The 25497-nt window shown below is 49.7% G+C and carries 25 protein-coding genes; 19 read left to right on the forward strand and 6 right to left on the reverse strand.

The window, feature by feature from the left end; all coding sequences use genetic code 11:
- The first annotated feature begins 156 nt into the window (after positions 1-156).
- The 6 genes from FEK47_RS13885 (at position 157) to aldB (ending at position 8496) form a co-directional block, all read left to right on the forward strand.
- Positions 157-765, forward strand: a complete 609-nt coding sequence (locus FEK47_RS13885) for a glutathione S-transferase (RefSeq protein WP_135385259.1) — start codon at positions 157-159, stop codon at positions 763-765.
- Between the two features lie 97 nt (positions 766-862).
- The gene (gene selA / locus FEK47_RS13890; RefSeq protein WP_130206662.1) at positions 863-2254 is read left to right on the forward strand and encodes an L-seryl-tRNA(Sec) selenium transferase; all 1392 of its coding nucleotides are present in this window, start codon (positions 863-865) and stop codon (positions 2252-2254) included.
- The gene (gene selB, locus FEK47_RS13895; RefSeq protein ID WP_138183219.1) at positions 2251-4095 is read left to right on the forward strand and encodes a selenocysteine-specific translation elongation factor; all 1845 of its coding nucleotides are present in this window, start codon (positions 2251-2253) and stop codon (positions 4093-4095) included. Before selA ends, selB begins: the two co-directional genes overlap by 4 nt.
- 188 nt (positions 4096-4283) lie before the next feature.
- The gene (yiaY, locus tag FEK47_RS13900) at positions 4284-5435 is read left to right on the forward strand and encodes an L-threonine dehydrogenase (RefSeq protein WP_135487037.1); all 1152 of its coding nucleotides are present in this window, start codon (positions 4284-4286) and stop codon (positions 5433-5435) included.
- Positions 5436-5554: 119 nt separating this feature from the next.
- Entirely contained in the window at positions 5555-6850 is a 1296-nt protein-coding gene (locus FEK47_RS13905; RefSeq protein ID WP_135487038.1) for a Fic family protein, read from the forward strand.
- Between the two features lie 107 nt (positions 6851-6957).
- Positions 6958-8496, forward strand: coding sequence for an aldehyde dehydrogenase AldB (gene aldB / locus FEK47_RS13910; protein WP_000183976.1), 1539 nt, complete (start codon positions 6958-6960; stop codon positions 8494-8496).
- Between the two features lie 40 nt (positions 8497-8536).
- On the opposite strand, the gene FEK47_RS13915 is transcribed toward aldB, so the two are convergent.
- Positions 8537-9616 (reverse strand): type I restriction endonuclease, encoded by a 1080-nt coding sequence (locus FEK47_RS13915; RefSeq protein ID WP_171020853.1) that lies wholly within the window; start codon positions 9614-9616, stop codon positions 8537-8539.
- A 481-nt stretch (positions 9617-10097) separates the two neighbouring features.
- Between FEK47_RS13915 and FEK47_RS13925 the strand changes: the two genes are divergently transcribed.
- Together FEK47_RS13925 and FEK47_RS13930 are read left to right on the forward strand one after the other, a co-directional pair.
- Positions 10098-10283, forward strand: coding sequence for a type II toxin-antitoxin system HicA family toxin (locus FEK47_RS13925; RefSeq protein ID WP_130258355.1), 186 nt, complete (start codon positions 10098-10100; stop codon positions 10281-10283).
- Positions 10284-10299: 16 nt separating this feature from the next.
- Positions 10300-10710, forward strand: coding sequence for a type II toxin-antitoxin system HicB family antitoxin (locus tag FEK47_RS13930; protein ID WP_130206650.1), 411 nt, complete (start codon positions 10300-10302; stop codon positions 10708-10710).
- Here the strand turns inward: FEK47_RS13930 and FEK47_RS13935 are convergent.
- The gene (locus FEK47_RS13935) at positions 10707-11021 is read right to left on the reverse strand and encodes a hypothetical protein (protein ID WP_135487039.1); all 315 of its coding nucleotides are present in this window, start codon (positions 11019-11021) and stop codon (positions 10707-10709) included. The genes FEK47_RS13930 and FEK47_RS13935 overlap by 4 nt on opposite strands.
- A gap of 182 nt (positions 11022-11203) precedes the next feature.
- On the opposite strand from FEK47_RS13935, the gene FEK47_RS13940 reads away from it, so the two are divergent.
- Positions 11204-11527, forward strand: a complete 324-nt coding sequence (locus tag FEK47_RS13940; protein WP_130258353.1) for a DUF3302 domain-containing protein — start codon at positions 11204-11206, stop codon at positions 11525-11527.
- Between the two features lie 5 nt (positions 11528-11532).
- Entirely contained in the window at positions 11533-12669 is a 1137-nt protein-coding gene (locus FEK47_RS13945) for an HlyD family secretion protein (protein ID WP_138183220.1), read from the forward strand.
- On the opposite strand, the gene FEK47_RS13950 is transcribed toward FEK47_RS13945, so the two are convergent.
- The gene (locus FEK47_RS13950; protein WP_138183221.1) at positions 12666-13640 is read right to left on the reverse strand and encodes a LysR family transcriptional regulator; all 975 of its coding nucleotides are present in this window, start codon (positions 13638-13640) and stop codon (positions 12666-12668) included. The two genes, FEK47_RS13945 and FEK47_RS13950, sit on opposite strands and share 4 nt — an antisense overlap.
- Before the next feature lie 124 nt (positions 13641-13764).
- Here FEK47_RS13950 and FEK47_RS13955 point away from each other — a divergent pair, with 124 nt between their 5' ends.
- The 3 genes from FEK47_RS13955 to kdgT all read left to right on the forward strand — a co-directional run bounded on the left by FEK47_RS13955 (position 13765) and on the right by kdgT (position 16525).
- The gene (locus FEK47_RS13955; protein WP_130206640.1) at positions 13765-14505 is read left to right on the forward strand and encodes a MipA/OmpV family protein; all 741 of its coding nucleotides are present in this window, start codon (positions 13765-13767) and stop codon (positions 14503-14505) included.
- 156 nt (positions 14506-14661) lie between these two features.
- Complete coding sequence (gene sodA, locus FEK47_RS13960) at positions 14662-15282, forward strand: superoxide dismutase [Mn] (RefSeq protein WP_135403683.1); 621 nt, start codon at positions 14662-14664, stop codon at positions 15280-15282.
- A 259-nt stretch (positions 15283-15541) separates the two neighbouring features.
- Positions 15542-16525 carry a 2-keto-3-deoxygluconate transporter gene (kdgT, locus tag FEK47_RS13965; RefSeq protein ID WP_135487041.1) on the forward strand — a complete coding sequence of 328 codons (984 nt, stop codon included), beginning with the start codon at positions 15542-15544 and terminating at the stop codon, positions 16523-16525.
- 55 nt (positions 16526-16580) lie between these two features.
- Here kdgT and FEK47_RS13970 read toward each other — a convergent pair whose 3' ends face one another.
- Positions 16581-17471, reverse strand: coding sequence for a dihydrodipicolinate synthase family protein (locus FEK47_RS13970; RefSeq protein ID WP_135487042.1), 891 nt, complete (start codon positions 17469-17471; stop codon positions 16581-16583).
- A gap of 152 nt (positions 17472-17623) precedes the next feature.
- Here FEK47_RS13970 and yiiM point away from each other — a divergent pair, with 152 nt between their 5' ends.
- A complete protein-coding gene (gene yiiM, locus FEK47_RS13975; RefSeq protein ID WP_135487043.1) occupies positions 17624-18298 on the forward strand; it encodes a 6-hydroxyaminopurine reductase in 675 nt (224 codons plus the stop codon).
- Positions 18299-18403: 105 nt separating this feature from the next.
- Here the strand turns inward: yiiM and cpxA are convergent, their stop codons facing one another.
- Together cpxA and cpxR are read right to left on the reverse strand one after the other, a co-directional pair.
- On the reverse strand, positions 18404-19777 hold the full coding sequence (cpxA, locus tag FEK47_RS13980) for an envelope stress sensor histidine kinase CpxA (protein ID WP_000580414.1): 1374 nt from the start codon (positions 19775-19777) through the stop codon (positions 18404-18406).
- Positions 19774-20472 (reverse strand): envelope stress response regulator transcription factor CpxR, encoded by a 699-nt coding sequence (cpxR, locus tag FEK47_RS13985; RefSeq protein WP_130206632.1) that lies wholly within the window; start codon positions 20470-20472, stop codon positions 19774-19776. The genes cpxA and cpxR overlap by 4 nt, the downstream gene beginning before the upstream one ends.
- Before the next feature lie 148 nt (positions 20473-20620).
- Between cpxR and cpxP the strand changes: the two genes are divergently transcribed.
- The 5 genes from cpxP (at position 20621) to cdh (ending at position 25475) form a co-directional block, all read left to right on the forward strand.
- Entirely contained in the window at positions 20621-21121 is a 501-nt protein-coding gene (gene cpxP / locus FEK47_RS13990) for a cell-envelope stress modulator CpxP (protein ID WP_130206850.1), read from the forward strand.
- A 148-nt stretch (positions 21122-21269) separates the two neighbouring features.
- Entirely contained in the window at positions 21270-22172 is a 903-nt protein-coding gene (fieF, locus tag FEK47_RS13995) for a CDF family cation-efflux transporter FieF (protein WP_135487044.1), read from the forward strand.
- A gap of 180 nt (positions 22173-22352) precedes the next feature.
- Positions 22353-23315: a 6-phosphofructokinase gene (gene pfkA / locus FEK47_RS14000; protein WP_032185626.1), complete on the forward strand. Its 963-nt coding sequence runs from the start codon at positions 22353-22355 to the stop codon at positions 23313-23315.
- A 310-nt stretch (positions 23316-23625) separates the two neighbouring features.
- Positions 23626-24615 (forward strand): sulfate/thiosulfate ABC transporter substrate-binding protein Sbp, encoded by a 990-nt coding sequence (gene sbp / locus FEK47_RS14005; RefSeq protein ID WP_130215254.1) that lies wholly within the window; start codon positions 23626-23628, stop codon positions 24613-24615.
- A gap of 104 nt (positions 24616-24719) precedes the next feature.
- On the forward strand, positions 24720-25475 hold the full coding sequence (cdh, locus tag FEK47_RS14010; protein WP_130215256.1) for a CDP-diacylglycerol diphosphatase: 756 nt from the start codon (positions 24720-24722) through the stop codon (positions 25473-25475).
- Positions 25476-25497 lie beyond the last annotated feature (22 nt).

The following is a 25497-nucleotide window of genomic DNA, read 5'->3' on the forward strand; positions in this document are numbered from 1 at the left end:
AAGTGAGATATCCGTCAGATAACAGCAATTAGGAAAATATTTATATCACCATGATAAATATGTGATTTATTTTGAAGTAACAAACCATCAACATTTTCTGCTCTTTTTCCCATCACCAGGCCATACTGATATTTTTCCTCGCACAAAGGACTCGGCATGAAACTCGTCGGTAGCTACACCAGCCCGTTTGTACGCAAACTTTCTATTCTGTTGTTAGAAAAGGGCATAACTTTCGAATTTATTAATGAACTGCCCTATAACGCGGACAATGGCGTGGCGCAATTTAACCCGTTAGGGAAAGTGCCGGTGCTGGTGACCGAAGATGGCGAATGCTGGTTTGATTCGCCGATCATCGCTGAATATATTGAATTAATGAATGTCGCTCCGGCGATGTTGCCGCGCGATCCGCTGGAGTCGTTGCGGGTGCGCAAAATTGAGGCGCTGGCCGACGGCATTATGGATGCCGGGCTGGTGTCGGTGCGTGAACAGGCGCGTCCGGCGGCGCAGCAGTCTGAAGATGAATTGTTACGCCAGCGGGAGAAAATCAACCGCAGCCTGGATGTGCTGGAAGGATATCTGGTCGATGGCACGCTCAAAACCGATACGGTCAATCTGGCGACTATCGCCATTGCCTGTGCCGTTGGATATCTCAATTTCCGCCGCGTTGCGCCGGGCTGGTGTGTGGACCGCCCACACTTAGTCAAACTGGTCGAGAATCTCTTTAGCCGCGAAAGCTTCGCTCGCACCGAACCGCCAAAGGCTTGATGCGCGATATGTCCTCCTGACGCTTCTCACGTTACAATCCGTGGTTATGTTAAACGCCCTTCTCCGTGCGAGAGGGCCTTGATGAGCCTGGTTTCCTATGACAACCGAAACGCGTTCCCTCTATAGTCAGCTTCCAGCTATCGATCGCTTATTGCGTGATAGTTCTTTCCTTTCTTTGCGTGATACTTATGGCCATACCCGTGTCGTGGAGCTGCTGCGTCAGATGCTCGACGAAGCGCGGGAAATGATTCGTGACAGCCAGTCGCTGCCTGCATGGTGTGAAAACTGGGCGCAAGAGGTTGATGCTCGTCTGGCGAAAGAGGCGCAGAGCGCGCTGCGTCCGGTGATCAACCTGACGGGAACCGTGCTGCATACGAACCTTGGGCGGGCATTGCAGGCGGAAGCGGCGGTTGAGGCTGTTACGCAAGTTATGCGTTTGCCGGTGACGCTGGAATATGATCTGGATGACGCCGGACGCGGGCATCGCGATCGTGCGCTGGCGCAGTTGTTATGTCGCATCACCGGCGCAGAAGATGCCTGTATCGTCAATAACAATGCGGCGGCGGTGCTGCTGATGTTGGCAGCAACTGCCAGTGGTAAAGAAGTGGTGGTTTCTCGCGGCGAACTGGTGGAGATTGGCGGCGCGTTTCGTATTCCTGACGTCATGCGCCAGGCGGGCTGCACCCTACACGAAGTGGGGACCACCAACCGCACGCACGCGAATGATTATCGTCAGGCAGTGAATGAAAATACCGCGCTGCTGATGAAGGTGCATACCAGTAACTACAGCATTCAAGGGTTCACCAAAGCGATAGATGAAGCGGAACTGGTGGCGCTCGGCAAAGAACTGGATGTTCCCGTGGTGACTGATTTAGGCAGTGGTTCGCTGGTGGATCTCAGTCAGTATGGTTTGCCAAAAGAGCCGATGCCGCAGGAGTTGATTGCGGCGGGCGTCAGCCTGGTGAGCTTCTCCGGCGACAAGCTGTTAGGCGGGCCGCAGGCAGGGATTATCGTTGGTAAAAAAGAGATGATCGCGCGTTTGCAGAGTCACCCGCTGAAACGTGCATTACGTGCAGATAAAATGACTCTCGCGGCGCTGGAAGCCACGTTGCGTCTTTATTTACACCCTGAAGCACTGAGTGAAAAATTACCGACCCTGCGTCTGCTTACCCGCAGCGCAGAGGTCATTCAAATCCAGGCGCAACGGTTACAGGCACCCCTTGCCGCTCACTATGGCGCGGAGTTTGCGGTACAGGTTATGCCATGCCTTTCGCAGATTGGCAGTGGTTCGCTGCCGGTGGATCGTCTGCCGAGCGCGGCATTGACGTTTACGCCTCATGACGGACGCGGTAGCCACCTTGAGTCATTAGCTGCTCGCTGGCGTGAATTGCCGATTCCGGTGATTGGTCGCATTTACGACGGGCGTCTGTGGCTGGACCTACGCTGCCTCGAAGATGAGCAACGGTTTTTGGAGATGTTGTTGAAATGATTATTGCGACTGCCGGACACGTTGACCACGGCAAAACGACGTTATTACAGGCGATTACGGGCGTAAATGCCGACCGTCTGCCGGAAGAAAAAAAGCGCGGCATGACCATCGATCTCGGCTATGCCTACTGGCCGCAGCCGGATGGTCGCGTGCCTGGTTTTATCGACGTACCCGGTCATGAAAAGTTTCTTTCCAACATGCTGGCGGGCGTTGGTGGTATCGATCACGCGCTGTTGGTGGTGGCGTGCGATGACGGCGTGATGGCACAGACCCGTGAACATCTGGCGATTTTGCAGCTGACCGGTAACCCGATGCTGACAGTGGCGCTGACCAAAGCCGATCGCGTGGACGAAGCGCGTGTTGATGAGGTTGAACGCCAGGTAAAGGAGGTGCTGCGGGAATACGGTTTTGCTGAGGCAAAACTGTTTATCACCGCAGCGACCGAAGGACGGGGAATTGATGCCCTGCGCGAGCATCTGCTTCAGTTACCAGAACGTGAACACGCCAGCCAACATAGTTTCCGACTCGCTATCGACCGCGCATTTACCGTAAAAGGTGCCGGGCTGGTGGTCACCGGTACGGCGTTAAGCGGGGAAGTGAAGGTAGGCGATTCACTATGGCTGACTGGTGTAAATAAACCGATGCGCGTGCGTGCGCTGCATGCGCAAAACCAGCCAACTGAAACCGCCCATGCCGGGCAGCGTATTGCGCTTAACATCGCTGGTGATGCGGAAAAAGAACAGATTAACCGTGGCGACTGGCTGCTTGCCGATGTGCCGCCAGAGCCGTTCACACGAGTGATTGTCGAGTTACAAACCCATACGCCGCTGACCCAGTGGCAGCCGCTGCATATTCACCACGCCGCCAGCCACGTTACGGGACGCGTTTCGCTGCTGGAAGATAACCTTGCCGAACTGGTGTTCGACACGCCGCTGTGGCTGGCGGATAACGATCGCCTGGTGCTGCGCGATATCTCTGCCCGCAACACGTTGGCGGGGGCGCGCGTGGTGATGCTTAACCCGCCGCGTCGCGGTAAACGTAAGCCGGAATATCTGCAATGGCTGGCGTCACTGGCACGCACACAAAGCGATGCCGACGCACTGACCGTTCATCTGGAGCGCGGTGCGGTTAACCTTGCCGATTTCGCCTGGGCGCGTCAGCTCAATGGTGAAGGGATGCGCGAATTACTGCAACAGCCGGGCTATATTCAGGCTGGTTACAGTTTGTTGAACGCTCCAGTTGCCGCCCGCTGGCAACGTAAAATTCTCGACACATTAGCAACTTATCATGAGCAACATCGCGATGAACCTGGTCCGGGACGTGAGCGTCTGCGGCGCATGGCATTGCCGATGGAAGATGAAGCACTGGTGCTGTTGCTGATTGAAAAGATGCGCGAAAGCGGTGACATTCACAGCCATCATGGTTGGCTGCATCTGCCGGATCACAAAGCGGGATTTAGCGAAGAGCAGCAAGCAATCTGGCAAAAAGTGGAACCGCTGTTTGGCAACGAGCCGTGGTGGGTGCGTGACCTGGCAAAAGAGACGGGAACTGACGAACAGGCAATGCGCCTGACACTACGGCAGGCGGCGCAGCAGGGGATAATTACGGCGATCGTTAAAGATCGTTATTACCGTAACGATCGGATTGTCGAGTTTGCCAACATGATCCGCGATCTCGATCAGGAGTGTGGCTCGACCTGTGCGGCGGATTTCCGCGATCGTTTAGGTGTTGGTCGAAAACTGGCAATTCAAATTCTGGAATATTTTGACCGCATTGGTTTTACGCGTCGTCGGGGAAATGATCATCTATTGCGTGACGCATTATTATTTCCGGAAAAATAAGGAAATGATTAATTAAGTTTTAAAATAAATTAATACAAAATTCTTATGAATTTAAAAAAGCACATTGTTTAATGAATACAATGTGCTTTTTATTAGATTAATTTTGCTAAACAATAATACTGATCATATTTTCGAATGAAAATCCTCAGTAAGCTGCCCGCCCTTTTTTACACTTTCAGGAGTGTGTTATGGCAGCTTCAACCTTTTTTATTCCTTCTGTGAATGTCATCGGCGCTGATTCATTGGCTGATGCAATGAATATGATGGCAGAATATGGGTTTCGCCGTACATTGATTGTCACTGACAGTATGTTAACGAAATTAGGTATGGCGGGCGATGTGCAAAAAGCACTGGAAGAACGCAATATTTTTAGCGTTATTTATGATGGCACCCAACCTAACCCCACCACGGAAAACGTCGCCGCAGGTTTGAAATTACTTAAAGAAAATAATTGCGATAGCGTGATTTCCTTAGGCGGTGGTTCTCCACACGACTGCGCAAAAGGTATTGCGCTGGTGGCAGCCAATGGCGGCGATATTCGCGATTACGAAGGCGTTGACCGCTCTGCAAAACCGCAGCTGCCGATGATCGCCATCAATACCACGGCGGGTACGGCCTCTGAAATGACCCGTTTCTGCATCATCACTGACGAAGCGCGTCACATCAAAATGGCGATTGTGGATAAACATGTAACTCCGCTGCTTTCTGTCAATGACTCCTCTCTGATGGTCGGTATGCCGAAGTCACTGACCGCCGCAACGGGTATGGATGCCTTAACGCACGCTATCGAAGCGTATGTTTCTATTGCCGCCACGCCGATCACTGACGCTTGTGCACTGAAAGCCGTGACCATGATTGCCGAAAACCTGCCGTTAGCCGTTGAAGATGGCAGTAATGCGAAAGCGCGTGAAGCAATGGCTTATGCCCAGTTCCTCGCCGGTATGGCGTTCAATAATGCTTCTCTGGGTTATGTTCATGCGATGGCGCACCAGCTGGGCGGTTTCTACAACCTGCCACACGGTGTATGTAACGCCGTTCTGCTGCCGCACGTTCAGGTATTCAATAGCAAAGTCGCTGCTGCACGTCTGCGTGACTGCGCCGCTGCAATGGGCGTGAACGTGACAGGTAAAAACGACGCGGAAGGTGCTGAAGCCTGCATTAACGCCATCCGTGAACTGGCGAAGAAAGTGGATATCCCGGCAGGCCTACGCGACCTGAACGTGAAAGAAGAAGATTTCGCGGTTCTGGCGACTAATGCCCTGAAAGATGCCTGTGGCTTTACTAACCCGATCCAGGCAACTCACGAAGAAATTGTGGCGATTTATCGCGCTGCAATGTAATCCCCATTCTCCTGCGGCTGGCGTGTTGTCAGCCGCTATCTCAAAATTTGCGATTTTTGAGATAGTTTCTTTAGTCTGCTATACACTATCTCAATATTGCGCTTTTTTGAGATAAGTAAATGGCTATCAAATCACCTCCCAGACTGATTCCTTTATCACACTTATCGGGTGAGGAACTCCAGGCCCACTTGCGCTTTAACCGGGTTACCGATGAAAAAGGACGTTATCTGCCTTTTGATGAGTTGCAGTACCGCATCAAAAAAGGGGAAAACATTGAAGTGGCGTGGACGCTTACCCGACTGGCGCGCAACGCGGCGATCCAGCGAATCAATTATTGCAATGAAGCGGGTGAGCAGGCCGGATTCAACATTACGCCAGTGATTGCAGAAGCGTGCGAGCTTGTCGACAAACATGCAACCGCGCTGGCGCTGAAAGATCAGACTGAACGGTTACGCGGGGCGGGCGCCGAGTTAAGCCAGTTACGCCTGGAAGAGCCGATTACCAGTTCCCAACTGGAAGGTGCGAATACCACGACGCTGGTGGCGAGAAAAATGCTGGAAACGGGGCGGGCGCCGCGCACTGAAGACGAGCATATGATTGCGGGAAATGCCCGGCTGATGGCGGAAATTCCGCAATTACTCACAGAACCGCTGACACCTGCGCTTATACGTCAGTTACATGCTATTGGTATGGGGGGAATAAATGACGCGAAATATCGTCCGGGTGAATTTCGTGAAACAGATGATGTCGTGATCGCCGATTATGACGGCAATATTGTGCACCAACCGCCCGCTGCGGCATTGTTGCCGGAACGACTGGAAAAAGTTTGCCAGTGGTTAAACAGCCATGAAGGGTATATTCATCCGCTGGTCCGCGCCTGCATTCTGCATTTTATGCTGGCCCATGAACATCCGTTTCGCGATGGCAACGGGCGCACCAGTCGGGCGCTGTTTTACTGGTATATGCTGAAATCGGGCTACGATGTCTTTAAATATATTTCCATCAGCCGTTTGCTTCATGTTGCACCAGTCAAATATGCCGCCAGCTACCAGTACACTGAATCAGATGGTATGGATCTGACTTATTTCCTTGAATATCAGGCGGGTGTCATTAAACGTGCTGTGCAAAACTGGCAGCAGCATATTGATGAAATTATGCAACGAAGCGCAAAACTTGACCGCCTATTGTTTAGTTCTGGTGTGCTTAGGCGACTGAATCCGCGTCAGGTGACGCTTCTGAATGTGATGCTCGCCAATCCGGGGAAAGAGTACACAGTTTCTGAAACCAGCGCGAGTCTGGGCGTCTCTGATAATACAGCGCGAACTGATTTACGGACGATTGTTAAAGAAGGATTTGCGCAAGAGAAGAAAATTAATGACCAGCAAGTAGTATACGTCGCACATTACCCGCTGTAGTCCTTGCCAGTAAATTCGTGATAGCCGTCGTAAAGCTGTTACCGACTGGCGAAGATTTCGCCAGTCACGTCTACCCTTGTTATACCTCACACCGCAAGGAGACGATCATGACCAACAATCCCCCTTCAGCACAGATTAAGCCCGGCGAGTATGGTTTCCCCCTCAAGTTAAAAGCCCGCTATGACAACTTTATTGGCGGCGAGTGGGTCGCGCCCGCCGATGGCGAGTATTACCAGAACCTGACGCCGGTAACTGGGCAGTTGTTGTGCGAAGTGGCGTCTTCGGGCAAACGAGATATCGATCTGGCGCTGGATGCTGCGCATAAAGTGAAAGATAAATGGGCGCATACCTCGGTGCAGGATCGCGCAGCGATTCTGTTCAAGATTGCCGATCGGATGGAGCAGAACCTCGAGCTGTTAGCGACGGCTGAAACCTGGGATAACGGCAAACCCATTCGCGAAACCAGTGCTGCCGATGTGCCGCTGGCGATTGACCATTTCCGCTATTTCGCCTCGTGTATTCGGGCGCAGGAAGGTGGGATCAGTGAAGTGGATAGCGAAACCGTGGCTTATCACTTCCACGAACCGTTAGGTGTGGTGGGGCAGATTATCCCGTGGAACTTCCCGCTGCTGATGGCGAGCTGGAAAATGGCTCCCGCGCTGGCGGCGGGCAACTGCGTGGTGCTGAAACCCGCACGACTTACCCCGCTTTCTGTACTGCTGCTAATGGAAATTGTCGGTGATTTACTGCCGCCGGGCGTGGTGAACGTGGTCAACGGTGCGGGCGGCGAAATTGGCGAATATCTGGCGACTTCAAAACGTATTGCCAAAGTGGCATTTACTGGCTCAACGGAAGTGGGTCAGCAGATTATGCAGTACGCCACGCAAAACATTATTCCAGTAACCCTGGAGCTGGGCGGCAAATCGCCAAATATCTTCTTTGCTGACGTGATGGATGAAGAAGATGCCTTTTTCGATAAGGCGCTGGAAGGCTTTGCATTGTTTGCTTTTAACCAGGGCGAGGTCTGTACCTGTCCGAGCCGTGCTTTAGTGCAGGAGTCTATCTACGAACGCTTCATGGAACGCGCCATCCGCCGTGTTGAAAGTATTCGTAGCGGTAACCCGCTCGACAGCGTGACGCAAATGGGCGCGCAAGTATCTCACGGGCAACTGGAAACCATCCTCAATTACATTGATATCGGTAAAAAAGAGGGCGCAGATGTGCTCACCGGCGGGCGGCGCAAGTTGCTGGAAGGCGAGCTGAAAGACGGTTATTACCTTGAACCGACTATCCTGTTTGGTCAGAACAATATGCGTGTTTTCCAGGAAGAAATATTTGGCCCGGTGCTGGCGGTAACCACCTTTAAAACGATGGACGAGGCGCTGGAGCTGGCGAACGACACGCAATATGGCCTGGGTGCAGGCGTCTGGAGTCGTAACGGCAATCTGGCCTATAAGATGGGGCGCGGCATTCAGGCCGGACGCGTGTGGACCAACTGTTATCATGCCTACCCGGCACACGCAGCGTTTGGCGGCTACAAACAGTCGGGCATCGGACGCGAAACCCATAAGATGATGCTGGAGCATTATCAGCAAACCAAGTGTCTGCTGGTGAGCTACTCGGATAAACCGTTGGGGCTGTTCTGATGTTTTAGGCAGGCAACATTAATTGTTGCCTGCCTATGTTTTAGTTGTATAAAGCGGCAGTCGCTTTTAACTCATCGCTGAAAGAATAAATATCATCGAGAGATTCAATAGGATGGCGGGTTTCGTTTTTCTCTAAGTCAAATAGGCCAATATATTTTTGATTTCGATTGAAATGTAATCTACAGAGTGGCTTTCGATTATTGTCATCTACAAGTATACCAAAATAGCTTTTTGTATCTCTGTGGACTATTCGTGGTGCATCAAGCACTACGCGAACTATAGCTTTAACAATATGAAATCCTTCAAGCTCCTCCATAGTAGTAGCAATATCGGTTTCTTCTTTATTAATACATTCTACTTCTTCATTGTGTGAATTCGAATCAATTACAGATAATGAACCACCACCTATTGCCGATTTCAATCTTTCGTTTATTTGAGAGTTAATATATTGATTGGCAGCTTTCTTTGTTAATTTTGCAAACGTATCTTTTACTTTTTGTGTTAACATACCTTCATAAATTCTTGCTGCAAAGAATTTTACAAAATCCTCTTCAGGATTATTCATTTGTGCATGGAGAACTTTTTTAATTAAACTAACATATTTTAATTCACCTGCAGCATTAATTATTGATTCCAAATCAAATGCTGATTTAGTAAGTTTCTTTATCTCGGGAACAACTGTTTCATCTAAGTCAAGCAGATCTATCTCAAGAAATGGTTTTTCATCCATTTTATTAGGCGCTTCTAAATCAGTAAAAAATTTATAAACTTGTCCATTGGTTAGAATAGATATTCTTGCATTTGTTACATGGAAGTATCGAAAAAGCTGTGAAGCGTGATTTATATTTAGAGGATCGCCGATTTTTTTGCATTCAATGAGAATCTGAACCTCACCACTTTTTAAGATCGCATAGTCAATCTTTTCACCTTTCTTCGTTCCAATATCGCATACAAACTCTGGGATAACTTCGGTAGGATCAAAGACATCATAACCTAACACATTGTTAATGAACGGCATTACGAAAGCATTTTTGGTAGCCTCCTCAGTTTCAATGACCCCGGCTTGTTGTTTTATTTTTGCGGATAATGAATTCAGCTTATCTATAAACTCCATAGACATTATAACTCCTTTTATATATTTAATAAAAATGCGTTTTATAAAAATATAGAAAATATTTATATATTAACGCGTTATCATTGGTCATACTTAATGTATAACACACAAAAAATAATGTTTGCACATTGTAAATACAATGGTGAAACAAGCTTGATAATTATCAAGAAAATAAAACAATGTCTGTTATTCTTTTATTGGTTATTTTAAACGTTCTATGAATACGAGTTGGAGCTATAGCAAGACTGGCTTCGATATCGCATGAATAATCTAATACAAGGTTTTTTAACGCCTAATACTATGAGTTATACGTAAATTGCGAGTCTCCTCGCATTTTTTCAACAAGTTACTGCACGTCGTTATTCTTCTTCCGAGCGACATTCCTGAATCAATTTTAGCCACCTGACGGCCTCTATAAATCGCGCTATCGTGATTGTTATCGCTAATTATATGTGTATCATGTGTATAATCATGGAAGGACAGGGATGTGAAAAGTGCAGACGTGATCGCCATCCTGAAACAGCATGGCTGGGAACATATTCGAACCCGTGGCAGTCATCATCAGTTTCGCCATCCTGTTCATCCGGGCCTGGTGACGGTCCCGCATCCTAAAAAAGATATTAAGCCAGGCACGCTGGCACAAATTGAGCGTCAGGCTGGTTTAACATTTTAAAATTTCAGGAGGCAATATGTTTTATCCCGCCTATATCCATAGCGATTCCGACGGTAGCGCCAGCGGTTTTTTCCCTGATGTTCCTGGCTGTTATTTTGCCGGGGATACGCTTGATGACGCTTTCCAGGATGCGCGAAGCGCACTGGTCGCACACTTTGAAACCTTGTGCGAGATGAATGAAGAGTTGCCTCTTCCTGGCTCCGTAGACGAACATCTGGCTCAGCAGGCGCAGGACTTTATTGGCGGGCAATGGTTGCTGGTGGATATCAATATGAATCAGTTCGAAGGTCGGGCTGAACGTATCAATATTACGATGCCGAAAAGGTTACTGAACAAGATTGATACCTACGTGCGCAATAACCCAGACTACGCCAACAGAAGTGCATTTCTGGCGGAAGCTGCCCGGCGTGTTTTGCCAGGAGTTTAATCTCGTGTTTCGATGGTGAGCGGGCGAACCAGGCTGTACAACCACAAACCAAAACAAGCGATAGTGCCAATCACCACGGTGAGGAACACACTGACTGACAGGCCTGCAAGCATTCCTGCGGGCAGGGCCAGCAGGCCGTGGATCACGGTGTCGTTCCATCTCACCTGGTCGTAGCCAAACATGCCTAAAACGCCGCAAACCAGGCCGTAAATCACCATTGGCGTTCCGAGACCAATCAATAATAAACGGTAGATAATTGAAGGTTTAATACGCTTAATCTGCATTGTGGATGTTTTACTGGAGTTATTCATTAGTTTGGCCAATAGTTCCATTATTTCAATATGATAAGCCTCGGCCTGTTGAAAAACCAGACAGCACATTTCAGAAAGTATATAAAAAATAATATGTCGTTATATAAATAAGCAAATTGCACTGCATCATGGTATTTCATAATATGCGTTAATTGTTCTTTTTTATATTCTCTGAGGGAAATATGTTTCTGGATTATTTTGCACTGGGAGTGCTTATTTTTGTATTTCTGGTAATCTTCTATGGGATCATTATTTTACATGATATTCCCTACCTTATTGCCAAAAAACGTAATCATCCTCATGCCGACGCCATTCATGTTGCTGGTTGGGTGAGTCTTTTTACGTTGCACGTTATCTGGCCCTTTTTGTGGATTTGGGCCACGCTTTACCGCCCGGAGCGGGGATGGGGAATGCAAAGCCATGATTCATCCGTTATGCAACTGCAACAGCGCATTGCCGGGCTGGAGAAACAGCTCGCCGACATGAAAGCTCCTTCTACCGAGTAATATTTATGGATTTACTGATTATTTTGACCTATGTGGCTTTTGCATGGGCAATGTTTAAGATCTTCAAAATTCCCGTAAATAAATGGACCATTCCCACAGCGGCCCTGGGTGGAATATTTATTGTCAGCGGTTTAATTCTGTTAATGAACTATAACCATCCATATACCTTTAAAGCGCAAAAAGCGGTTATTTCCATTCCTGTTGTCCCGCAGGTGACAGGCGTGGTGATTGAAGTGACGGATAAGAAAAATACGCTGATTAAAAAAGGCGAAGTGCTGTTTCGACTGGATCCGACGCGTTATCAGGCACGGGTAGATCGGCTGATGGCGGATATCGTCACCGCAGAACATAAGCAGCGGGCATTGGGCGCAGAGTTAGATGAGATGGCGGCGAATACCCAGCAGGCAAAGGTCACGCGGGATAAATTCGCTAAAGAGTATCAGCGTTACGCACGCGGCAGCCAGGCAAAAGTAAACCCGTTTTCAGAACGGGATATCGATGTGGCGCGGCAAAATTATCTGGCGCAGGAAGCCTCAGTGAAGTCATCGGCGGCGGAACAAAAACAGATCCAGAGCCAACTGGATAGCCTGGTGTTGGGGGAACATTCACAAATCGCCAGCCTGAAAGCGCAGCTTGCGGAAGCAAAATATAACCTTGAGCAGACGGTAGTGCGTGCGCCGAGCGACGGTTACGTGACCCAGGTCCTGATTCGTCCGGGTACCTATGCCGCGTCGCTGCCGCTACGTCCGGTGATGGTGTTTATACCCGATCAGAAACGACAAATCGTGGCGCAGTTCCGTCAGAACTCCTTGCTGCGCCTGGCTCCCGGCGATGATGCGGAAGTGGTATTTAACGCTCTGCCAGGCAAAGTGTTCAGCGGTAAGCTGGCAGCCATTAGTCCAGCTGTTCCCGGCGGAGCTTATCAGTCGACCGGCACCTTACAGACGTTAAACACAGCGCCGGGTTCAGATGGCGTTATCGCGACCATTGAACTGGATGAGCACACTGATTTGAGCGCTTTACCAGACGGTATTTACGCCCAGGTGGCGGTCTACTCTGATCATTTCAGCCATGTTTCGGTTATGCGCAAAGTGCTGTTACGCATGACCAGCTGGGTGCATTACCTTTATCTCGACCATTAATCTTTGTTTTCCGCCGCTTGTTCAGGCCGCAGTTGCTGCGACTGAGCAAGCTGGTGGCGAATTTCACGCAGCATTTCATCCAGCACATACTGGACCCGCCAGGGCTGGTATTCCCGTTTACGGAAGATAGCCACCAGATCCAGCCACCATTCATACGGTTGCTGAAAGCAGGGGATCAGCGTGCCGTCTTGCAGGTCGCTCTGCACACTTTTGTCTGGCGCAAACACAATCCCCAGGTGATTTCTCGCCAGCTCCAGCGCCGACTGAGTATTGTCACAGACGTAATTTCCCTTAACACGATAATCACGTACTTCTTTACTTCCGGCGACGTTGAAGCGCCAGATATTCGCGTCATCGATCATCATCGAGTCGATCAAAATACAGGAGTGATGTTCAAGTTCGTCTGGTCGGCTAATGGGGTATTTCTCAAGATAAGTTCGGCTGGCATAGGCGGTTACTGCATATTGCGTAATAAAACTGGCAACCAGCGATTCATCTTTTGGTGGCGCGTAGCTGATTAAAACATCACAATCATCGGGAAATTCGACACCTTCATAAAAGGCGTTGCGCTCAAGATTGCAGGTTTTTAGCGATAAGGTGATTTCACCGATATCTTTAATTTTGTCGATAACGTGTTTGGATAAATAGGTAATAATGCCAGTTGGTGCGTAGATGGTAACCCGACCACGTTTCTCATGCTTATAATCTGCAATAAAATTATTAAGCTGCTCGTTTCTGTCGAGCATATCATTAATGTACGGTAATAGCGCGGTGCCAAAAGGCGTCAGCATCAGTTGCCGTGTGGTTCTGTCAAAGACTTTTAAGCCCACTTTTGATTCAAAATCAGCAAGATATTTACTAACATTGGCCTGCGCGATGCCAAGTACGGTAGCCGCATGGCTGATATTTTCACTAGCAGCGATTACCGAGATAATTTTTAACTCCCGGTACTTGAGTTGTAATTTTGTCATCGCAACAGTCCAATTTATATATAATTTTATATATTACTATATAAATATGAATCTTGCACCGGAGAAATTGTAAGCATTACTATGCCGACTCTTTTTTATCTTAATTTAAAATGGAATGTCGGACATGTTAATTAACCGCAATATTGTGGCGTTATTTTTTATGCCTTTTATGGCAAGTGCAACTGCCGCTGAATTATCTGTTGGTGCTGGCGCAGTTTATAATGAATCGCCTTATCGCGGTTATAATGAAAATACCAAAGCAATTCCGCTGATCAGTTATGAGGGCGATTCTTTTTATGTCCGCCAGACCACGTTAGGTTTTATTCTGTCACAAAGTGAAAAAAATGAACTTAGCCTGACGGCATCCTGGATGCCGCTGGAATTTGATCCTGCCGATAATGACGACCATGCTATGCAACAACTCGATAAGCGTGACAGTACGGCAATGGCGGGAGTTGCCTGGTATCACCATGAGCGTTGGGGGACCGTGAAAGCTTCTGCGGCGGCTGATGTTCTGGATAACAGTAACGGTTGGGTGGGTGAGTTATCGTTATTCCACAAAATGCAGATAGGTCGCCTGTCGCTGACACCTGCTCTTGGCGTTCTCTATTATGACGAGAATTTCAGTGACTATTACTATGGCATTTCAGAGAGCGAGTCTCGTCGCAGCGGTCTGGCGAGTTATACCGCGCAAGATGCCTGGGTGCCATATGTCAGCCTGACGGCAAAATACCCCATCGGAGAACACGTCGTATTAATGGCGAGTGCCGGATACAGTGAGCTGCCAGAAGAGATTACTAACAGCCCAATGATTGACCGTAATGAAAGTTTTACTTTTGTCACCGGCGTGAGCTGGCGTTTTTAATTGACTGGGTAGAAAAACTGACCGGAATCATCTCGGGTATTCCCCTATGAAAAGTACGGCATTGATAATCATTTTCAATATCATTTAATTAACTATAATGAACCAACTGCTTACGCGGCATTAACAATCGGCCGCCCGACAATACTGGAGATGAATATGAGCTATACCCTGCCATCCCTGCCGTATGCTTACGATGCCCTGGAACCGCACTTCGATAAGCAGACCATGGAAATCCACCACACCAAACACCATCAGGCCTACGTCAACAACGCCAATGCGGCGCTGGAAAGCCTGCCAGAATTCGCCAACCTGCCGGTTGAAGAGCTGATCACCAAACTGGATCAGCTGCCAGCAGACAAAAAAACCGTTCTGCGCAACAACGCTGGCGGTCACGCTAACCACAGTCTGTTCTGGAAAGGTCTGAAAAAAGGCACCACCCTGCAGGGCGATCTGAAAGCGGCTATCGAACGTGATTTCGGTTCCGTTGATAACTTCAAAGCAGAATTTGAAAAAGCGGCAGCTTCCCGCTTTGGTTCCGGCTGGGCATGGCTGGTGCTGAAAGGCGATAAACTGGCGGTGGTTTCTACTGCTAACCAGGACTCCCCGCTGATGGGCGAAGCCATTTCTGGCGCTTCCGGCTTCCCGATTGTGGGCCTGGATGTGTGGGAACACGCTTACTACCTGAAATTCCAGAACCGTCGTCCGGACTACATCAAAGAGTTCTGGAACGTGGTGAACTGGGATGAAGCTGCGGCACGTTTCGCGGCGAAAAAATAATCGCATCTTGTCTGCTGTAATGAGGCGTTGACGCCACTTGTCAGCATAAAAAACAAACCATCGTGCATAACGGTGGTTTTTTTGTGATCAATTTCAAAAGAAAAACAATGATCCTATAAAATTAAAACGATGTTTCAATTGGTGTGGTGTTGATCACTTTTATTGCCATGATGAATGTCTATCTTCGTTTCCATCAACACTGATGCTCCGTTAAGGAACTTCGCATCAGCCTATAAAAATATGCCAACAGGTGATGGAAATGCAGATAAAACGCACGATAGAGAAAATCCCGGGGGGGATGATGCTCATCCCGCTGTTCCTTGGCGCACTGTGTCATACCTTCTCGCCGGGGGCGGGGAAATATTTTGGATCATTCACTAACGGGATGATTACTGGCACGGTGCCTATCCTGGCGGTGTGGTTTTTCTGCATGGGGGCGTCTATCAAATTAAGCGCGACGGGAACAGTGTTGCGTAAATCCGGTACGCTGGTGGTAACCAAAATTGCCGTTGCGTGGGTGGTTGCGGCCATTGCTTCGCGCATTATTCCTGAGCACGGTGTCGAAGTTGGATTTTTTGCCGGGCTTTCAACGCTGGCGCTGGTGGCGGCAATGGACATGACCAACGGCGGTCTGTATGCCTCTATCATGCAGCAGTACGGCACCAAAGAAGAGGCCGGGGCATTTGTGTTGATGTCGCTGGAATCTGGTCCGCTAATGACGATGATTATTCTGGGAACCGCCGGGATTGCTTCGTTTGAACCGCATGTTTTCGTTGGCGCAGTATTGCCGTTCCTGGTGGGCTTCGCGCTGGGGAACCTTGATCCTGAATTGCGCGAGTTTTTCAGCAAAGCAGTGCAGACGCTGATTCCGTTCTTTGCCTTCGCGCTGGGCAATACCATTGATTTAACCGTGATTGCCCAGACAGGTTTGTTGGGGATCCTGTTGGGTGTGGCGGTGATTATCGTGACCGGTATTCCGTTGGTTATTGCCGATAAATTGATTGGCGGTGGCGATGGCACTGCCGGAATTGCCGCCTCCAGTTCTGCCGGGGCCGCGGTGGCAACGCCGGTACTGATTGCGGAAATGATCCCGGCCTTTAAACCGATGGCGCCTGCGGCAACTTCGTTGGTGGCGACGGCGGTAATTGTGACTTCGATTCTGGTGCCAATTCTTACCTCTGTCTGGTCACGTAAAGCCAAAGCCAGAGCGGCGAAGATCGAAATTCTGGGTACGGTAAAATAATCTCTCTTTTTCCATATCATCGCCGGATGAATTGACGTTCATCCGGCGTTTTACCTTAAATAACAAATACCTCATCAATCGTCCGACATTCGCTTTCTGTTAACTCCCCACCGGCATTGCGCGACACTCCTGTGCAGTAACCAAACTTACGTGATACCACCGTCTTGATGGTAGTGACAAAATCTTCACCGATGGCGTAGATGGACATATAAGTCCCAATCTGTTGCTGAATATCTTGTAAAGCTGCCAGGTCGCCGCGTTTGAAGGCTTCGCGGGCTTCGACAAACAGCTCTGGCATAACGTTATTTAAGCCAGAGATTATCCCCGCGCCGCCGGCCAGCAAATTAGGAATGAAATATTCGTCATACCCCGAAAGCACCGCAAAATCAGGACGCACAGCCTGAGTTGCCTGAATCATGCTGCGGGTGTGTGACTGACAATCGACGGTATCTTTAATTCCGGCAAACTCAGGAAACTCACTCGCCAGTGTGGCGACCAGGTCTGGGGTTAAATCACAACCGGTCCGCGCCGGGAAGTTATATGCGAACCATTTGCCCTGTAATTCGCGACCCAGATGGCGGAAATAGCTTAATAATTGCTTCGCCGTCTGGCCGTAGTAATAAGGCGGGAGGATCATCACCGCATCGTACCCAACGCGATACGCTTCTTGCGCCATAACCAGTACATCATGTGTGCATGTGGACGAGACGTTGGCCACCATTTTTAGCGTGCTCATGGCTCGTGCTTCACGAATAAGCATGAGCCTCTCTTCCAGGGTGAAGGAGGCAAACTCACCAATGCTTCCCATTAGCAATATCACATCGATGTTAGCGTCAGTGAGTCGCTGCAGATGCTGCTTCAGTCCGTTAAGGTCTACATTCCCGTCTTTATCCATCGGCGTGATGGAAGGACACCAGACGCCAGAAAACTGTAATTTATCAGCCACGCGGTAAACTCCTCATAATGAAATGGTGTTTCAAAAACATCTCATTGATAACATGTCTACAGTTTTGTCATGTGAACCGTGCTCTCATTTTGCGCGCCTGACATAAAATAAATATGGTCTAATGGGGAAATTTCTCGGTGGAGAGGGAACAGATGCGATATCCGGTTGATGTATACACAGGCAAAATACAGGCTTATCCCGAAAGCAAACCCAGCGCGATTGCGAAAGTCCAGGTCGATGGTGAGTTGATGCTGACAGAACTGGGTCTGGAAGGTGACGAGCAGGCGGAGAAAATAGTTCACGGTGGGCCGGACAGGGCGCTGTGTCATTATCCTCGCGAGCATTATCTCTACTGGGCGCGGGAATTCCCGGAACAGGCAGATTTGTTTGTTGCACCTGCGTTTGGTGAAAACCTCTCAACCGACGGCCTGACGGAAAGTAATGTTTATATTGGCGATATTTTCCGCTGGGGAGAGGCGTTGATTCAGGTCACCCAGCCGCGCTCTCCGTGCTACAAACTCAATTACCACTTTGATATCAGTGATATAGCTCAGTTGATGCAAAACACGGGTAAAGTGGGCTGGCTGTATAGCGTGATTGCGCCGGGGAAAGTGTCTGCGGATGCGCCGCTGGAGTTGGTTTCCCGCGTTAGCGATGTGACCGTGCAAGAGGCTGCCGCCATCGCATGGCATATGCCGTTTGATGACGAGCAGTATCACCGTTTGCTTTCCGCTGCAGGGCTATCGAAAAGCTGGACGCGGACGATGCAGAAACGCAGACTTAGCGGCAAGATTGAAGATAATTCACGGCGGTTGTGGGGGAAATAACCCCCGGAGAGTAGGCCTGATAAGACGCGATCAGCGTCGCATCAGGCATCATGCTCAGACGCCGGATGCGGCGTAAATGCCTTATCCTGCCTACAAATACGGAGTTTAACTCCGCTTATACAGCGGCAGCCAAATCACCAGACGTAAACCGCCCAGCGGGCTGTCTTCCGCCTTCACCCAACCACGATGCTGCTGGATGGCGGTTTCGACAATCGCCAGCCCCAAACCTGTACCGCCAGATTCACGATCGCGCGCTTCATCGGTACGATAGAACGGGCGGAAAATCTGTTCGCGATCTTCCGGGCTAACGCCAGGACCATCGTCGTCCACCGTAATGGTGATACCGTCTTTATCTACCGCAAAGCCCACTTCAATCTTCGTATGGGAATAACGCAGAGCATTACGAACAATGTTTTCCAGCGCACTTTCCAGCGCGTTCGGGTTGCCGTACAGCGGCCACGGCCCTGGCGGGAAGTTAACCGTAAACGACTTGCCCATTTGCTCGGCTTCGAATGCCGCGTTATCCAGCACTTCGTTCCACAACTGGTTGGCTTTGATTGTCTCGCTCACCAGCGCGTTTTTCTGCTGATTACGTGACATTACCAACAGGTCGTTGATCATGCTGTCCAGACGCTGGGCTTCGGTTTCAATACGCTCCAGTTCCTTGCTTTCACCACTACGACGACGCAGTAACGCCGTACCCAGTTGCAGACGCGTCAGCGGCGTGCGCAGCTCGTGAGAGATATCAGAAAGCAGACGCTGCTGAGAGGTCATCATGCGCTCCAGCGCGGTGACCATCTGGTTAAAACTGGCACCTGCGGCAAGAAATTCTTGTGGCCCCGCTTCCAGTTCCGGGTGTTGGCGTAAGTTCCCCTGGGCAACTTCATCGGCAGCGTTTTTCAGCTTACGAGCCGGTTTTGCCAGACTCCAGGCCAACCACAACAGCAGTGGTGTACTGACCAACATAGTGACAATCAGCAGCAATAGCGGGCGGTCAAACAGTAAGTTTATGAAATCGGATTGAGAACTGCTGGCCGGACGAATCAGATAAAGCTGGTAATTATCTTCGCCATCACGCACGGAGAACGGACCGACCAGTTCCACGCGGCCATACTTTTTCTTCTGCGGATGATCGGCGTTATCGGCCTGACCAATAAAGTTGCGAATGATCTGCATTTCGCTGCGTTCAGCGCCGATCACGCGGCCTTCAGTGGTCACCAGTAATAAACGCTGGCCTGGTGGTGCCCACTTATCAATGGCCCGGAACAGGCGACGCCACCACATTAAATCGTTGGGGGGATCGTTCGCCAGTTCCGCTTCGACATGCTGCTCAATCATCAGCCCCTGACGCTGTTCGCTATCCAGAAGCTCGGTCATCTGGCGAGAGTCGAGCTTGGGTAACATCAAAACCAGCATCAACACCAGCGCCAGCGTCAGCCAGAAGATGGCGAAGATGCGCGCGGTTAAGCTGCCTATCATGAAGCGGAAACCATCAGATAGCCGCGACCACGCAATGTTTTAAACCACGGATGACCGTCTTTACGATCCGGCAGCTTACGACGCAGGTTGGAAATATGCATATCGATAGCACGGTCGAAAGGCGTCAGGCGTTTGCCCAGTACTTCCTGGCTTAAATGCTCGCGAGAAACCACCTGACCCAGATGCTGCGCCAGTAGGTAGAGCAGGGTAAATTCAGTACCGGTTAACTCCAGTGTTTGCCCGTCGAAGCTGGCTTCCTGACGGCCTGGATTCAGCACTAAGGCGTCAACTTCCAGCGTCGGCGAACCATTATCGCTGTTCTGCTGTTGCTCGCTCCAGTGCGAACGGCGCAGGATCGCGCGAATACGCGCAACCAGTTCACGATCGTTAAACGGTTTCGGGAGATAGTCATCTGCACCCAGCTCAAGGCCGAGGACGCGATCAAGTTCACTGCCGCGAGCCGTCAACATAATGACTGGCGTCTGGTGTGTCTGGCGAAGTGCTTTCAGCGTATCGATACCATTTTTCTTCGGCATCATCACATCAAGCAAAAGTAAATCAATGCTGTCGTCCAGAAGAGCAAGCGCTTGTTCCCCGTCGTGGGCAACAATCACGTTGAAGCCTTCCATCTCGAGCAGCTCCTTTAACAGGGATGTCAGCTCTCGGTCATCATCAACTAACAGGATTTTATTCATTGTTTAAATACCTCCGAGGCAGAAATTACGTCATCAGACGTCGCTAATCCATGACTTTACGTTGTTTTACACCCCCTGACGCATGTTTGCAGCCTGAATCGTAAACTCTCTATCGTTGAATCGCGACAGAAAGATTTGGGAGCAAATGATGCGCATAGTTACCGCTGCCGTCATGGCCTCAACGCTGGCAGTCAGTTCATTAAGCCACGCTGCTGAAGTCGGTTCAGGCGATAACTGGCATCCGGGAGAAGAACTTACGCAGCGCAGTACGCAGAGCCATATGTTCGACGGCATAAGTTTAACCGAACATCAGCGTCAGCAGATGCGAGATCTTATGCAACAGGCCCGGCACGAACAGCCACCTGTTAATGTTAGCGAACTGGAGACAATGCATCGCCTTGTCACCGCAGAAAATTTTGATGAAAACGCTGTGCGCGCACAGGCAGAAAAAATGGCGAACGAGCAAATAGCTCGTCAGGTTGAGATGGCAAAAGTCCGCAACCAAATGTATCGCCTGTTAACGCCGGAGCAGCAAGCGGTTTTAAACAAGAAACATCAACAACGAATGGAACAGTTGCGCGACGTGACGCAATGGCAAAAAAGTTCATCGTTGAAGCTATTGAGTAGTAGCAACTCACGTTCCCAGTAGTAAACCCTGTTTTCCTTGCCATAGACACCATCCCTGTCTTCCCCCACATGATGTGGGGGTTTTTTTTATCCGCAATTTGCCTGTTACTTGATGCATTGCAGATGATTTGCATCCGTTATACTACCGTCAGTTGATAGCGGGAGTATTTATGAATCAATCTTATGGGCAGCTGGTCAGTCGGGCGGCGATTGCTGCAACGGCGATGGCTTCGCTGTTATTACTGATTAAAATTTTTGCATGGTGGTATACCGGATCAGTGAGTATTCTCGCTGCGCTGGTGGATTCGCTGGTGGATATCGGCGCGTCATTAACTAACTTATTGGTCGTGCGTTACTCACTACAACCTGCCGACGATAATCACTCCTTTGGTCACGGCAAAGCTGAATCGCTCGCCGCGCTGGCGCAAAGTATGTTTATCTCCGGTTCCGCGCTGTTCCTGTTTTTGACCGGTATTCAGCATTTGGTTTCTCCGACACCGATGAAAGACCCGGGTGTTGGGGTTATCGTGACTATTGTGGCGCTAATTTGTACGATTATTCTTGTCTCGTTTCAGCGTTGGGTCGTTCGCCGGACGCAAAGCCAGGCAGTGCGGGCAGATATGCTACATTATCAGTCTGATGTTATGATGAACGGCGCGATTTTGCTGGCGCTGGGATTGTCCTGGTACGGCTGGTATCGTGCTGATGCCCTGTTTGCTTTGGGAATCGGCATCTATATTTTATATAGCGCGTTACGCATGGGGTATGAGGCGGTCCAGTCATTATTGGATCGCGCGCTGCCCGATGGCGAACGACAGGAAATTATTGATATCGTGACTTCCTGGCCGGGAGTTAGCGGCGCTCACGATCTTCGCACGCGGCAGTCAGGGCCGACCCGCTTTATTCAGATTCATTTGGAAATGGAAGACTCTCTGCCTTTGGTTCAGGCACATATGGTGGCGGATCAGGTAGAGCAGGCTATTTTACGGCGTTTTCCAGGTTCAGATGTGATTATCCATCAAGATCCTTGTTCCGTCGTACCCAGGGAGAGTAAACGGTCTACGCTTTCATAATCCGTACAAAAGAGAGCCAGACCCGCATTTTGTGTATAAAATACCGCCATTTGGCCTGACCTGAATCAATTCAGCAGGAAGTGATTGTTATACTATTTGTACATTCGTTGGATCACTTCGATGTGCAAGAAGACTTCCGGCAACAGATTTCATTTTGCATTCCAAAGTTCAGAGGTAGTCATGATTAAGAAAATCGGTGTGTTGACAAGCGGCGGTGATGCGCCAGGCATGAACGCCGCAATTCGCGGGGTTGTTCGTTCTGCGCTGACAGAAGGTCTGGAAGTAATGGGTATTTATGACGGCTATCTGGGTCTGTATGAAGACCGTATGGTACAGCTAGACCGTTACAGCGTGTCTGACATGATCAACCGTGGTGGTACATTCCTCGGTTCTGCGCGCTTCCCGGAATTCCGCGACGAGAACATCCGCGCCGTGGCTATCGAAAACCTGAAAAAACGTGGTATCGACGCGCTGGTGGTTATCGGCGGTGACGGTTCCTACATGGGGGCAATGCGTCTGACCGAAATGGGCTTCCCGTGCATCGGCCTGCCGGGCACCATCGACAACGACATCAAAGGTACTGACTACACCATTGGTTTCTTCACGGCATTGAGCACCGTTGTTGAAGCTATCGACCGTCTGCGTGACACCTCTTCTTCTCACCAACGTATTTCCGTGGTGGAAGTGATGGGCCGCTACTGTGGCGATCTGACTCTGGCTGCGGCTATTGCTGGTGGCTGTGAATTCGTTGTGGTTCCGGAAGTTGAATTCAGCCGTGACGATCTGGTAAACGAAATCAAAGCCGGTATCGCGAAAGGTAAAAAACACGCGATTGTGGCGATCACTGAACATATGTGTGACGTCGACGAGCTGGCACACTTCATCGAAAAAGAAACTGGCCGTGAAACCCGCGCAACTGTGCTGGGCCACATCCAGCGTGGTGGTTCCCCGGTACCTTACGACCGTATTCTGGCTTCCCGTATGGGCGCTTACGCTATCGATCTGCTGCTGGCAGGTTACGGCGGTCGTTGCGTAGGTATCCAGAACGAACAGCTGGTTCACCACGACATCATCGATGCTATCGAAAACATGAAGCGTCCGTTCAAAGGTGACTGGCTGGACTGCGCGAAAAAACTGTATTAATGATTTCGGAAAAAGGCAGATTTCTTTAGCCTGAAACCGATGACAGAGGCAAAAATGCCTGATGCGCTTTGCTTATCAGGCCTACATGAGTTCTGCAATCTATTGAGTTTGCAAGCTTTTGTAGGTCGGATAAGCTGCATCCGGCATGAACAAAGCGCACTTTGTCAGCAATATGAGGCGGATTTCTTCCGCCTTTTTAACTCCCCCATATATACCCGCAAGTTATAGCCAATCTTTTTTTATTCTTTAATGTTTGAATCCCTTTCTGGCACGCTTTGTTCATCACAACACAACATAAGAGAGCCGGGTGATGAACAAGTGGGGCGTAGGGTTAACTTTATTACTGGCAGCGACCAGCGTTATGGCAAAGGATATTCAGCTTCTTAACGTTTCGTATGATCCAACGCGCGAACTGTACGAGCAGTACAACAAAGCCTTCAGCGCCCACTGGAAACAGCAAACCGGCGATAATGTGGTGATTCGCCAGTCGCACGGCGGTTCGGGTAAACAGGCGACGTCGGTAATCAATGGCATAGAAGCTGATGTCGTCACGCTGGCGCTAGCCTATGACGTGGATGCCATTGCTGAACGTGGTCGTATTGATAAAGAGTGGATCAAGCGTCTGCCGGATAACTCCGCACCTTATACTTCTACCATTGTCTTCCTGGTGCGTAAGGGGAATCCGAAGCAGATTCACGACTGGAACGATTTGATTAAGCCAGGTGTTTCGGTGATCACCCCGAACCCGAAAAGTTCTGGTGGTGCACGCTGGAACTACCTGGCTGCCTGGGGATACGCCCTGCATCACAACAACAACGATCAGGCAAAAGCGCAGGAATTCGTGCAGTCGTTGTATAAAAACGTCGAAGTACTGGATTCCGGCGCGCGCGGTTCAACGAATACCTTTGTTGAGCGCGGCATTGGCGACGTGCTGATTGCCTGGGAAAACGAAGCTCTGCTGGCGGCGAATGAACTGGGGAAAGATAAATTCGAAATCGTCACGCCGAGCGAGTCTATTCTCGCAGAGCCTACGGTGTCAGTTGTCGATAAAGTGGTGGAGAAAAAAGGCACTAAAGAGGTGGCGGAAGCTTACCTGAACTATCTCTACTCGCCAGAAGGCCAGGAGATTGCGGCTAAAAACTACTATCGTCCGCGCGATCCTCAGGTAGCGAAAAAATATGAAAATGCCTTTCCGAAGCTGAAGTTATTCACCATTGATGAAGAGTTCGGTGGCTGGACGAAAGCGCAAAAAGAGCATTTCTCTAACGGCGGTACGTTTGACCAAATCAGCAAACGTTAATTTTGTTGAAGGCAATCAGACCCGGTGGCATCTCGCGACCGGGTTTTTTATTTGTCACGATTTTGCGTTACCCTTGCATCTCTTTGAGGTACAGGGAAAAAAAGATGAAAAAAGCAGGTCTTCTTTTTTTAGCGATGATGGTTATCGCTGTTGCTGCTGCAGGCATTGGTTACTGGAAATTGACCGGTGAAGAGTCGGACACGTTGCGCCAGATTGCCCTTGAGCAATGTTTACCCAACCAGCAGCAAAACCAAAACCCTTCGCCATGTGCGGAAGTCAAACCCAATGCCGGATATGTGGTTTTAAAAGACCTCAACGGTCCTCTGCAATATTTGTTGATGCCAACGTATCGTATTAACGGCACTGAAAGTCCATTGTTAACCGATCCTTCAACGCCTAATTTCTTCTGGTTAGCCTGGCAGGCGCGTGATTTTATGAGCAAAAAATACGGCCAGCCAGTCCCCGATCGCGCGGTATCTCTGGCGATTAACTCCCGTACCGGGCGCACGCAAAACCATTTTCATATCCATATCTCTTGTATTCGTCCTGATGTGCGCGAACAACTGGATAATAATCTGGCGAATATCAGCACCCGTTGGTTACCGCTGCCCGGTGGGCTGCGTGGGCATGAATACCTGGCACGTAGGGTAACTGAAAGCGAGCTGGTAAAACGTAGTCCGTTTATGATGCTGGCAGAAGAAGTACCAGAGGCACGGGAACATATGGGCAGTTACGCGCTGGCGATGGTGCGACAGAGTGATAACTCGTTTGTATTGCTGGCGACGCAGCGCAATCTGCTGACGCTGAATCGTGCTTCAGCTGAGGAACTTCAGGATCATCAGTGTGAGATTTTGCGTTAAAGCGAGGAGTTGTTAAGGAAAG

Source organism: Escherichia sp. E3659 (assembly GCF_005781135.1).
Taxonomy (GTDB): Bacteria; Pseudomonadota; Gammaproteobacteria; order Enterobacterales; family Enterobacteriaceae; genus Escherichia.